The organism is Vagococcus sp. WN80Y (assembly GCF_059621045.1).
This window is the reverse complement of record NZ_JCAQHY010000149.1, coordinates 1-12,583: the sequence shown is the minus strand read 5'-3', so window position 1 is coordinate 12,583 and position 12,583 is coordinate 1. Positions and strand designations below refer to the sequence as shown.

The window sequence follows — 12,583 nt, the reverse complement described above, 5'->3', positions numbered from 1 at the left end:
TCGGGATTTTTCTTGTCTTTAAATCTCATCTAACTTTCCAACAAATCGGTAGTAAATATCAATTTGCTGGGTTCGCCTGCCAGTACTTTTGTCTGGTTTATGAATTTCAATTCGAGTAATGAGTTCATTCACAATGCTAGGTGTTAAGCTTTCAAGCGTAGTGTATTTTCGGACAATTTCAAGAAATTTCTGGATGTTCTCTATGTCTTCCTTTTGTTTAGAAAGTCGTGTTTCTAGTCCATCAACTTCTTGTTTTAATTTGGATTGCTCAAATTCATAATCTTTGGAAAGAATAGTAAAGCGCTCATCTGAAAGTTTGTCCGAAACACTATCTTCATATAGTCGCTTGATAATGTTATCAAGCTCACTTGCTCGTTTCTTTGCTTCTATTATTCGCTTTTCGGCTTTCCTTAACTCTTTTTTCTGTTCAGTTTTGGCTTGTTTGGATAAGCTTTCAATAAATTGTTCTTCATGCCGTTTTAAAAAGTTAATTTTTTCATTTACATCAGTTAAAACAATATCAATTAGTTTCATTTCACGGATATAATGAGCGTTATCACAAATAGAATTATGTCTACTATAACCATTGCATACATATCGCTCTTGATTTGGTGAAACACTTTTTCCAGTACAAAAGCAATGACGAGTTTTACAGTCAGCACAAAAGACTAAGCCAGAAAATAACCCCACACGGTCGGCTTTAGTGTTCCGACGTCTTTGTTGTCTCATCTTTTGTACAAGGTCAAAAGTTGCTTGGTCAATAATTGGCTCATGAGTATTTTTAAAAATTACCCAATCTTTCGGGTCGTTCCAGATTTGCCTTTTATCTCGATAAGACTTCGTATGAGTCTTAAAATTTACGGTATGGCCTAAATACTCAGGGCGTTCTAATATTTTTACTACAACCGTACACCCCCATTTGCATAATGGACTAGCCGACTCTGCTTTATACTCTTTGATGGTTGGAATACGTTCCTCTTTAAGCTTTTTAGCAATCTTATGCGGTCCAAATCCGTTAGCACAGTAGCTAAAAATCTTTCTCACAACTTCAGCAGTTGGCTCATCTATTAACAAATGATTTTTGTCCTGTGGGTCTTTTTTGTAACCAAATGGAGCATGAGAGGAAAGCCGTGCACCAGATAAACCCTTGGCACGTTTTACGGCTCGAATTTTTTTGCTCGTATCCTTAGCGAAGAACTCATTGAAGACGTTTCTGAACGGGGCGAAGTCAATTTCGTTAGCGTCTTGAGTCTCAGAGTCTACGCCGTCATTAACTGCAATAAAGCGAATATCTAACTTTGGAAATAGAATTTCTGTATAGAGCGCTACTTCAGCGTAGCTTCTTCCGAATCGTGATAAATCTTTAACCACAAAGGTTTTAACCTCACCGTTATTGATTAGGCCTAAAGCTTCTTGAAAGCCTGGGCGATTAAAGTTAGTTCCTGAATAGCCATCATCTACAAAAAAGCGCGTGTTATAAAGCTTATTCTCACGAGCAAATTTTTCTAACATGGCTTTCTGATTGGTAATTGAATCACTATCGCCTTGACTACCGTCGTCTTGTGAAAGTCGAACGTAAAGCACAGTAATTTCTTGTTTGCCTTTATTCCTCCTAGAAAGATTATGATTTTGAATTGTCAATGTACGTTGTAAGGTTTCTAAATTCATGATGTTTTTCTCCTTTCGAAGAAGTCATGAAAACCCTACGGCTACCTACTATTATACCATTTTTAGGGTCTGATTTACAGCGGTAGCCGTATGTTTCAGTGTTATTTATTTATCTTTTTCAAGCTCTCTTAACATTAAGGTAAGGAGAATATTAGCAATATTTCTATTTGAACTATCTTCTAAAAACGAATTGATAATATACGTTTTTTTACCGTCTTTAATTACCTTGGTTGAGTGTTTTTTATATGTTTTGTTCGTCATCAGCCTCGCTTTCATTTCGATAGACAAAACCACTAAATTCATCCAGTGTTAAGACTTCAAACAGTTGCCAATAGTTATTTAGTTCAGTGGTCAGTTTATTCTTAATCGCTAGCTTGCGTTTTTCGTCTGGTACAAGCCAAATAACGAGTGGAAAAATTCCATGGATATTTTGCTCAATACCTGAATTATAGTAGGCAACAAACTGTTTACTTTTGTTCAAGATTCGGGTTAAACTCTCTGTGTTACAATCTAGCTCAACCATATACAGGTCTTCGTATTCATCTAATATTAAATGGACGAATAAGTCGGGTTTTAGGTATTGTGCCACGCCACCATTTTGTGGGTACGATCGCCAGCATTGTGGTTCAAACTCGACTTTCTCTAGTTTCATATTTTCAAACTCACGATCTAATTCTTTTAGCTGGGTATATACTTCTGTAATTGCTAACGTGTGCTTCAAGTGATTTGAACTTGGTTCATATGCATTACGGCGAGAATCGTTAATTGTATCGTCAACTTGCTTGAGTAGCTTCACACCAGTATTAGCTAGTGTGAAGACATGCGAACCAGAGCCAGCTCGTGAACCGCCGATTCTTCTATCTAAATGGCGAATGAGTTTTAAGTCGCCAAGCTTCTTAGTGGTTCGGTTGGCTCGGCGTAAACTAGTGGCTTCGGTTGGACTATCTGAAAAGAACAATCGGGCAATTTGTTTGTTGCTGGCGTAGTGAGTAAGGTAGAGTAATTTTAGTATTTCAATGTCTAATTCGTTTAAATTTTTTATTATATTTTTCATGGTGGTTTCCTCCGTAATTTAGTAATAAAAAGCGTAGTAAGTCGTGTGCAAATAGGCCGTTAAAAGTCAGTTTTAACAGTAGTTTGCTTGGAATTGTTCATCAGCGCGACCCGCAAAGCGATACGCTAATAAAATTTAAGTTGTTTTACGCTTTTTTCTGCCAATATCCTTGATTGGCTCGCTATCTTTTTTCTGGTCATTGAAGCCGAGTAGCTCCATAAATTCTGCTTCGATTTCTTTTGACCCTCGACCATAATTTTGCATACTCTGGTTGTAAATTTCGGTCATCTCTCTGATTGGTTTTATCGGCGGATAGGATTTTCCAGATAACCAACCAGTCATTTTTCCACCTACTAACAAGTTAGCGTACAAGTGGTAGCGTGGTAGTTTGTAAAAATCGAGAGCGGTCAGTCCGTCAGATAGGTTAGCCATTTGTTTGGCGTCATCCATTTCTAAACCAAAGCAAATTTTATTCTTGCAGTTGGCATCAATTCCAGCTTTAATTTCAGGCGATAATTGGTGGCGGTATTGGTGGCTCAGCGTTAGTCCAATACCAAGTCCACGACTTTGGCTCAAGGCGTCTGATAAATCGGTTGGTAGCCTCAAGTAGTCTTGTAGCTCATCAATTATGATTGAAATAAAGTGACGTTTCTCGAGCTTAATCTCAGCTCTTTTTAAAGCGAATACCCATGTCAAACCAACTAGCAACGAGCCTATTAGCTTAGCTGTCTCATTGCCTATTACGCCCTTATTTAACTTGACCAAAATAATTCTCCGCTTGCAGAAGAGGTCGGTTAACACGAATTTAGAGTTTAGCTGACAAATCGTATTTCTAAGTTGTGGCAATAATAAAAATTGACGTGTTTTATTTAAAACAGGTGCAATAAGTTGTGATTTTTCGCCACTCGACAAGTTCTCAAATGACTGCCAAAATGGCTCAACTCCTAAGGGGTCTTGAATATCTTTTAAAATCTTATCTCGATACTTTTTATCTGTTAAAAGCGGTGTAAGCATAACTAAACTAGCATTCTTTGTTTTGGCAAGCGTTAGTAACGCATTAGACAGTACGTCTTGACTCCGAATACCCCAGTTGTCTTTGAATATATCCTTAAACACTGAAAGAATCGAGTCAGCAACTAGTTCAGGTGGAACACCAGCATCTATAAGCGAGAATGGGTTAAACCCAACTGGAGAATGAGAGGAAGGGTCAATTACTACTACATCATTTTTACGGTGCTCTGGTAAACGTTCTAGCAAGTCATTCACGAGGTCTGTTTTTGGATCAATTAGCAGAATGCTACGTCCTGTCTTACAATCATCAAGTGCAAGCGTCAATAAGATGTTGCTTTTGCCTGAGCCGGTTGGTGAGGTTAATACGGTATGCTGTAAAGCAGATTGTTCTGAAATTGCTAGTTCTTTTATATCGTTATGGCTACCGCCAGTCACTGTACAACCAAAGGCTCTTGGTGCTCTTGACTTTAGCCATAAAGGTGGTAAATTAAGTTTAGGGGTTACGCTACATACTCCTGGAAGTTCTTCGCTGTCAAATGGTGTAAGCCAGAAACAGCCAAGCTCTCGGGCGGATAATCTTAGCGGATAGTGCCAAGGAGTATGAGCGTGCCCTAATAATGAATTTTTTGTAGATTTTAACGAAATACGAGCACCACTACTTTCTAGTATCCTGAGACTACTAAGCATTAACTGTATTAGTTCTTGCTCTCGTTTTGGACTACCTGAGGCAATCCCTAGCCTAATAACCGATTGAAATTGACTATATTTTTGTTTTTCTTTGAGTAGTTGCTTGTTTTCTGGTGATATTGGCGGTAAATTTCCACAAATAATTTGCCAAACGGTTGCACTTGGGTCAACTAAGTTGTCTGTATTTACTGGTTTAGGTGGGCTAGAAGCTCCCACGATAACTTGTAAACACATTTCCTCATTCTTAGTTAAACTAGCTATAGCGGACAAGCAAGCCCTTGTCATACTGGTTATGTCCGTTGTTTTAAGCGCTAGATTCCGATAAGTAATTCTTAATTCTTTTGTCAATGTCATATCTTTTCTCTTAGCAATTGTTGAATTAGAGAAAGATAGGCTGACGGCATGGGAGTTGAAAATCTTTTTTATTTTTATCTCATCTGCTTCTTCTAAACCTAATAAATATCTAATTTTACCTTTTTCATTTCCTCGAACCTCCCAAACAATTTGTTTTCTTCTAGTTAGTCCAGATAGATGGGTGAGAAGATTAAAAATCTCATCTACTTCAAACGGTCGTTGAAAAACCACCTCACGCCAAACTAATTTATTATATTTTCTTTTCATACATTCACCTCCAATCTTGTTTTACTTTGATTACCCGATAGACGATTACACCAACGGTATATAGCACGATTAGGATAATCCGGATATGCGACACATCTGCAATTAGTCTTGCACCCCAATTTATTAAAATGGCGGCTACAACAAATAGCAGAATGTAGCGGAATATTGTTTTCATTTTTATCAGCAACCTTTCATAGCTTTGTCCTTTCTTGTTAGCTGCATGCTGGGTATTTAAACAGAATATACTTAGAAAATGCAAACTTTCGATGAATTGAATTTGAGCCGATGCGAAAGCTGTTTACAGATTAAAACAGGCATAAACTGCACGTGTTTGTCCGGTGTAGTTTTTAATACCACGTTTTCACTTACGGTGGTATTTCCGGCTCTTTTTCTACTTCATTTTTTAATCCAGCGATTAGAGTGAAAGGCTTACCCCAGTGAATATAAAAACTTTCTAAATTTTTGCTAGTTGGAGCTGAGAACTGCTCTTGTTTTATTTCTTCGTATAGATCGTTGAAATTGAAACTCTTATTCATGATTAACTCACATCCTTTAAAGGGAGGTGCTAGCCATAAAGCCAGCACCATATTTTAGTTTTTTATATCATCAGTCATCTTTCCTTGAAGTATCATGCATCATTTGCCTAAATACTTGGTAGCGTGCATCTGACCTTGCCTTAGCTTCGAGATATTGAGCCATGCGAATTTCATCATCGGTATACTGGCTTTCAATTGGCTTAGAATCTTTATGTTTACTGTCTAATTTATCAAACATAAACTCCATAATGACAACTGCTATAATGGAAACACCTAGCACACATATTAAAAGTAAATTTTCATTCATTTTGATTTCCTCCTTATAATAAATCTTGAGCAGTTAAATACGTAAAATAGTCAGCAAGATATTGCAAACGGCCACTGGCTTCTGGATTTTGCATGGACAGTTCGACAGCCTGTAAAGAGATGCTAGAAACTTTCTGCATACCATCTGAAAGAATTAGCTCACGAGCGGTATTTTTCTTTAATTGACCTTCCACTTGACGAGCCAGCTCTAAAGAATCGGTCTTAAGAATTAACTGCTGGGTTGGTGCTGTTATCTCATTACTTACATTTACACTTGATAGAAAACTTGCTAAATTATTTGTTGGTATTGTCATGATGAGAACCTCTTTCTTTTAAGTTTTTTAGCATTCGCGAATTGCTTAATGTAATCATATTATTATTTACTATTTACGTGAAGGAAAGCCTAGTGATAAAATTAAGAATACAGAAAGAACATTCATGGAATAAATATGGAAAAGGTGATCTTAAAATGCAAGACAATAGGTTGGTAAATTTTATTAAATTACTCAGAAAGTGTTATAGGTATCCAGAATCTACACTGCCAATTGAAATATTAGACACTCTATTTGAAAAACTAATTACTTTTGTTCCTCAAGAAATATATGATACTCATAAGGACTGGAAAACTGAGCGGAAAAACAATGATCGGATGTCGTTTGATATGCTTAATAGCGTTCTTCAAGATATAAAATTGCCACGAAAGTGGCGAAATACATGTAAAAAAATCAAGCCTGAAGATTTTAGTTTTCACTTCTCGCAAATAATAGATGAAATAGAAGTTGGTTTGATAAATGAGATTTTTAAAGATATGATAGAACTTCCTATATTTATCCATAGTAAATATGAGAGAGAAAGAATTAAGAAAATTTATAACGAAGATAAAACAAAGTGTATATTTTTATCAGCACTATTTATAAATGCTGTAATGCATAGTTTAGGAAAGCCAGAAAACCAAGATAGCTTTGATATGGACTTAGTCTATTCATCAAACGAACAAAAAAAGAATCGTTCTAAGGTTCAAAATTGCTTTTCAACTTTATTGTCATCGCCTATTGAAGATTTAGGATATTTAGTGCAAGGAGATCTGTCTTACGTGTATGCTAATATTCTTCAAGAATTGACACCAGAAGATGCAAGAATGTTATCCTACTATATAGATAATCCATATATTTTTAGTTTAATAACAGTTACGATGTTTGATAAAAAAATACTCATATCGAAAGAACCAGAATATTATTCCGACTATTACCAAAACTATAGTTGTCCCGCTGAGCGAAAAGGGAAAAATAAAATCACTGGTTTGGAACATAATTTTCAGAATTTAATAAGACTTGGGATAATAACGAAAGAGAGCAAACGTGTAGAGAATAAAGAGATCGATAGATATGTTGTTATGAGGAAAAATAGGTTGTTTCCAAAGTTTAGCATGAGTACAAAACTGACTTTAAAAGAGAAACGACAGCTATTCATCTTTGGGCATGATATTTCTTGCGCAAGAAGCTTGAATAATCATATAAATAAATTAAATTATTTATTAAGTAAAAATAGAGATTGTCATATCGAAGAGATGTTTTTACACATGGAAATGTTTGGTTTAACTTGGTTTGGTAGAGACTTTCTTGAATATGTTTCCAAAGATAAAATCACTCAACATCGAATGCTGCTATAGTTGCCATATTGACAAAAAACAATTTTTATGTTATTTTATGAATGTATACGTTTAGTATTTTACAAATACACTTGCCTGTATTAGCAGATTTTTATAGTCTGCTGGCAAGAGTAGACTAAATTTATACGAAAGATGTGGTGTTATATTATGCAACAAAATAATAGACTCGTAGAAAAACTAAAGCACAGTGAAGCAAGCTTAAAAATGCGTGACAGTAAAGTTAGATCAAGCGAGCGTCAGCGCATGCTAGAAGAGCTCCTCAAAGAGAATGTAGACTTAGAGGTTATTCAAAGAGTCACTGGGGCTCGAATGAGTTATATTATTGGACAAAAAATCGAAGTTCTTGAAGAGCAGCGAAAAATAGAGCGAGAAATAGAATTAGAAACACTCAAGCAACTTTAAAAGTTAGGAATATAATTCTAACTTTTACCCTTATCTGGAATTAAATAGATAAGGGATTTTCTTTACCCAAAAATAAATAGCCTTGTCTACGTTTCAACAAGGCTATATTTCTAAATAATAATTGTTAGTTCGTGTTAATTATCCTACTTCTTTACGTTTTTTCTTTAATACAGCTACTAACATTCCACCAAGTGTAACAAGTCCACTTAAAAACATGACATAAGTTTCTTTTTCACCTGTAGTAGGTAGATTTTTGCTTTGTTCTTGGTTTGAATTGCTATTTTTCTTAGTGTTATTTGCTTTTTGATCTGTACTGTTGTGGAGGTTAGCTTTGTTTTGGTTGCCACTGCTTGAGTTATTATTATCGGTAGCAGTGCTATTTTCGTTACCTTTATCCTTATTGTCTCCACTTGTATCAGTACCTGAACCAGTACCATCGTTTTCAGTTTTTACTAATATTGTATTGATTGCTTCTTGTAAACCAGCAGCTATTTTATCAACATATTCTTGGCTTAAATTATCCCAATCAACATTTTCACCATCTAACAGTCTTCTAGCTTCTTTTAACCAAAAGCCATTTTTTAGGTATACAGAATCATCGGTAAATTTTGTCCAAGATTCTTCGGTATACTGACTTTTATCACCAATACTATTATAGATAGCTTGTAATTTAGATAAATCTATTTCTGTATTTTCACCCGTAACAGTAATGACTACAGAAACACCCTCTATATCTAACTTAGATATATTATCTTTCAATCTAAAGGTGTAAGTTCCAACTTTATTAGGAGTCCAGCTATTACCGTTAACAACTTCTCCCGTTGCTTCATCATATACTGTGACTAAACCATTTGGCGATTCTCCAAGTGGCATATCTTTTGACGTACCTTCACTAAAATTACGAGTTAATGCAAACGTAACTTTTTCTCCAACTTTTACGTTAGTTTTATCTGTTGTGAAAATATTATCCACAATAGTTTCAGTAGATGTGTAGTTAAATATTACAGATCTTTTATCTGTTTCTTCATTCATGGTAAATTCAACATACGGATGTTCATAACCAGTGCCCGGGGGAGTTAACCAAAGTTTAAAATTAGGAAACTCTGGTGCATCTTCTCTGACAAAAGTGCCATAAGGAACGGTTTTAGTTTCTTCATAAATTGGAGACTGTCCATCATCACCAGGAAGCCAAGCTAAACAAATTAGCGTGTATGTTCCCATTTTTTCTGGAATAGTTTCATTGAGCTGAGATTCTATTGCTTTTAAATCATTTAAAATTCTCGGCAAATTAGAAAGAGCATAGTTATACCAACCATCCCATCCGTTTATTTGAACAAACAGACCTTGGAATTGAGATATTTGGTCAAATTCATGGTAGACATCTAGTAACTTACTTTCAAACTCAGTGCCAGATACTTTAGATTCTAAATCACCATGTAAATTGTATAGCTGACTGAACAAGTCAGCAATCTCTGCATCTTTAGCTAGGTCTTGTTGTCCAGTAGCTTCTGCTACTTCTTTTAAATCAGTTTCTTCCTCTGGTTTAGCTAGATTAGGAACCATTTCAGGGAGGGGGTCTTCTTCCTGAACAGCATCATTGTTTTCTGTACCTTCTAGTTTTAAATCTTCTGTTGGTTCTTTCTCAGCTACCGCTGGGGTAACGTCTTCCGTTGCTGGTGGTTCTTCCATATTTTCCGCAAGAGCTTTAACCGCTCCAATTGCTAAAGGGCAGACTAACATTGCTACTGTGGCAAAATTAGCTAGTTTTTTAACTCGTTTATTGCGGATAAGTCTTGCAATACGTGTGTTTTGTTTCACTCTTCATTTCATCTCCTTATTGTGTTTTAAAACCATTTTCCCATTGAGTAAAGCTACTTTTCACCTCCGTTATTAGACTGTTTATATCGAACGAAATAAGAAGATAACAAAAAACGCCAACCTAACAAAGTAAAAACCTTATTAAATCAGCGTTTTGAAGTAAATATTTATATGTATAATTGCTTAATCAGTTGTCTGTTTTTAACGTTCGATATAAAAACAAATGGCTATATCAAAAGTGTAACATAAATAACTAGGGTTTTAAAGAAATGTTTTTAGGCTTTCGTCTCTTAACTTGGCTATCTCGCAGTGTTTTGTAGACAGAACTCTCACTGACCTTGAGGCGTTGGGCAATGGTTTTAACTGGAAGTGAGTTTAATTGGTATAGGCTAATAATTTGCTGTTTTTTCTTTTCGATTAATGCTGGTTTACCTAATTTAACACCATTTTCTCTGGCTTTTTGTAACCCTTCACGAGTTCGTTGTTTAATATTGTTTAGTTCAAACTCAGCAAATATGCCAAGTAGCTGATACATTAAAACTCCTGTGGGCGTTGACGTATCAATGTTTTCTTTGACACTCACAAACTCAATACCAACTTCTTTTAGTTCTTCTACAATTTTAAGCAGCGTTGAAGTTTTACGGCTTAACCTGTCCATCTTGTAAACGTGAAAAGTTACTTGCTTGCCATCGCTGGCTAATTGTTTAGCTAGACTAATGGCTTTAGCAAGCTCTGGGCGCTCGTCGTCGCTTCCTGACTGTTTCTCTTTGAATAGAGCATCGCAAGTCTGCAAGGCTTCTGTCTGGACGGACAAGCCAAGTTTTTGGCGGTCGTCGAGCGACGAGACTCGTGCATATGCAATACTGATCTTGTCTGGTTCTCTCAATTCATTAAGCTGTTTCTTCTTTGTTTTTACCATGTTGTTGCCTCCAATGTATTAGTTTTGTTGTTACTTCTATATTGTAAAGGCTGTATGGTAAAATAATGTCAACACCGCATTGAAACTGGAGGGCGAAAATGAATAATTTACGAAAAACTATACTGAGTCAAATTTGTTATACTGATTTAGTCTACGGCAGAATAAATAAAAAGCTAAAAACTAATATGTCAAAAGACGAAATTGAAGAATTAGTTTACAAAATCATTGAATCTGAAACGAGCCTCATTAGCAAAATAGGAAAGAATTATTATATTGAGGGTGCCAAAGCTAAAGTTAGAGTAACTGTTAATTCCCATACTTATAGAGTTATTACTGCTGATGAAATGTAAACAGCAAAGAACCCCTGTGTTGTAAGGGAAAGTAAAAAATCCTGTAACTTTCTTAGAGTTACAGGCTATATGACCGCAAAGTTTGACTTACTGTTTTCTAATTTGTTAAATAGTGTTTTAACTGTAAGTACCATTATCGCATTTTATTTACTTTAAAATGTCTCATTTCCACTTCACTTGTAGTATAATGAGCAATATAAAAGCAGTACTCAACTTAAGGAGGAACTACCATGAGCGACCCATTATATTTTAAGACACGTAATGAATTTAGGGAGTGGTTGTCAGAAAATTGCCAGTCCAACAAGGGTGTTTGGTTGTTATTTGGTAAAAACACTGAATTAACAACTTTGAAAGCTAATGAGGCACTTGAAGAGGCGCTTTGCTATGGCTGGATTGATGGCGTCATGAAAAAAGTGGATGAGAAATCATATATCAAATATTTTTCTGAACGTAGGAAAAATAGCAAATGGTCTGTTAAGAATAAATCACTGGTTAAAGAGTTAGAGAAACAAGGTATCATGACTGACTTTGGTAGAAATAAAATTGAAGAAGCCAAGCAAAATGGTCAATGGGAAAACGCTAGTAAGCCGTCCGGCATTACTGACGAACAAATTAAAGTCGTGAGTGAACTACTCAAACAAAATAAACTAGCACATGAAAATTTTCAGGCCATGTCACCGTCTATACAAAAGACGTACACGCGAGCATATTTAGATGCTAAAACAGATGATGGGCGCACAAAGCGTTTAGCATGGATGGCTGATCGTCTAGAGAAAAATTTGAAGCCAATGTAATAAAACAGAACTTGCGTGTTTGCAAGTCCTGTTTACTTGACTAAGGGTTTCCTTTTCTACTCTTTCGAATTCTTCCATTTAGGTTGTTCGTACATCCCCCTAAAAATCATAATCATCGGGTCATCATCTGGGTGATAATCACCCTCATCTAGCGTAATTAGTTTAGCTTGATTAGCCTCAATTTCAGAAATAACAATCATAGGTATTTCGTTAACGTTTCGGCTTAATTGGAAGATTGACTTGATAATAACTTTATCAATTTTACCGTCAACTAAAGCTTTTCTTAACTCAGTAAAGGAGGGCCGATTAAGTGACGTTCCGCTTTGGTTGTTGTCAGTGTAGTGCTTGAAAGATTTGATATTATTATCTTTACAATATTTTCCAGTTTAGCCATCTGATAGCTGATGGCTTCTTTGTTGTCTATAGATGAACGGCTGTAAAGGACGGTGATTTTTTGCATAATAATCCTTTCGTTTATTTTCCTATTGTACTTGAATTTTTAATTGGTTTAACTATTATTGATTTCAAAAACTAACAAAAGACTCGTAGCATGGTTACAAGTCTTTTGAGCTATAAAACTATTGTGTAAAAACTCATCTTTCACCGAATTAAATTTATTGTTTTATTTGATTGAATCAATTTCATAATCAATATTTTATTTGAGAATAAGCTTACCCAATTTTATTTATGTGATTTTTTTTAAGCGACTAATTTCAGTTTGAGAGATAATCTTTCTACCGCAAATCTT

Annotated in this window: 12 protein-coding genes and 1 pseudogene; 4 read left to right on the top strand and 9 right to left on the bottom strand. The window is 35.4% G+C overall.

Translation table 11 applies throughout. The features are described from left to right. Positions 1–18: 18 nt before the first annotated feature. The 6 genes from AC5KOD_RS10690 to AC5KOD_RS10665 form a co-directional block, all read right to left on the bottom strand. Positions 19–1,668, bottom strand: coding sequence for a DUF4368 domain-containing protein (locus tag AC5KOD_RS10690; protein WP_496914547.1), 1,650 nt, complete (start codon positions 1,666–1,668; stop codon positions 19–21). A gap of 241 nt (positions 1,669–1,909) precedes the next feature. Next, complete coding sequence (locus tag AC5KOD_RS10685; protein ID WP_496914546.1) at positions 1,910–2,722, bottom strand: replication-relaxation family protein; 813 nt, start codon at positions 2,720–2,722, stop codon at positions 1,910–1,912. Between the two features lie 135 nt (positions 2,723–2,857). Next, positions 2,858–5,041, bottom strand: a complete 2,184-nt coding sequence (locus AC5KOD_RS10680; RefSeq protein ID WP_496914545.1) for a type IV secretory system conjugative DNA transfer family protein — start codon at positions 5,039–5,041, stop codon at positions 2,858–2,860. A 365-nt stretch (positions 5,042–5,406) separates the two neighbouring features. Further along, complete coding sequence (locus AC5KOD_RS10675) at positions 5,407–5,577, bottom strand: hypothetical protein (protein WP_496914544.1); 171 nt, start codon at positions 5,575–5,577, stop codon at positions 5,407–5,409. 70 nt (positions 5,578–5,647) lie between these two features. Beyond that, positions 5,648–5,884, bottom strand: a complete 237-nt coding sequence (locus AC5KOD_RS10670; protein ID WP_496914543.1) for a hypothetical protein — start codon at positions 5,882–5,884, stop codon at positions 5,648–5,650. A gap of 13 nt (positions 5,885–5,897) precedes the next feature. Then, positions 5,898–6,197, bottom strand: a complete 300-nt coding sequence (locus AC5KOD_RS10665) for a hypothetical protein (protein ID WP_496914542.1) — start codon at positions 6,195–6,197, stop codon at positions 5,898–5,900. Between the two features lie 92 nt (positions 6,198–6,289). Between AC5KOD_RS10665 and AC5KOD_RS10660 the strand changes: the two genes are divergently transcribed. Continuing rightward, entirely contained in the window at positions 6,290–7,552 is a 1,263-nt protein-coding gene (locus AC5KOD_RS10660) for an Abi-alpha family protein (RefSeq protein ID WP_496914541.1), read from the top strand. A gap of 147 nt (positions 7,553–7,699) precedes the next feature. Next, entirely contained in the window at positions 7,700–7,954 is a 255-nt protein-coding gene (locus tag AC5KOD_RS10655) for a hypothetical protein (RefSeq protein WP_496914540.1), read from the top strand. A 138-nt stretch (positions 7,955–8,092) separates the two neighbouring features. On the opposite strand, the gene AC5KOD_RS10650 is transcribed toward AC5KOD_RS10655, so the two are convergent. Together AC5KOD_RS10650 and AC5KOD_RS10645 are read right to left on the bottom strand one after the other, a co-directional pair. After that, positions 8,093–9,772, bottom strand: a complete 1,680-nt coding sequence (locus AC5KOD_RS10650; protein WP_496914539.1) for an LPXTG cell wall anchor domain-containing protein — start codon at positions 9,770–9,772, stop codon at positions 8,093–8,095. A 253-nt stretch (positions 9,773–10,025) separates the two neighbouring features. Continuing rightward, on the bottom strand, positions 10,026–10,691 hold the full coding sequence (locus AC5KOD_RS10645; protein WP_496914538.1) for a recombinase family protein: 666 nt from the start codon (positions 10,689–10,691) through the stop codon (positions 10,026–10,028). Positions 10,692–10,789: 98 nt separating this feature from the next. Here AC5KOD_RS10645 and AC5KOD_RS10640 point away from each other — a divergent pair, with 98 nt between their 5' ends. After that, positions 10,790–11,041, top strand: coding sequence for a DUF3781 domain-containing protein (locus AC5KOD_RS10640; RefSeq protein WP_496914537.1), 252 nt, complete (start codon positions 10,790–10,792; stop codon positions 11,039–11,041). 230 nt (positions 11,042–11,271) lie between these two features. Beyond that, complete coding sequence (locus AC5KOD_RS10635; protein ID WP_496914536.1) at positions 11,272–11,835, top strand: YdeI/OmpD-associated family protein; 564 nt, start codon at positions 11,272–11,274, stop codon at positions 11,833–11,835. Positions 11,836–11,891: 56 nt separating this feature from the next. Here the strand turns inward: AC5KOD_RS10635 and AC5KOD_RS10630 are convergent. Further along, positions 11,892–12,203: pseudogene (locus AC5KOD_RS10630) on the bottom strand (recombinase family protein); the annotation flags it as partial. Between the last annotated feature and the right edge of the window lie 380 nt (positions 12,204–12,583).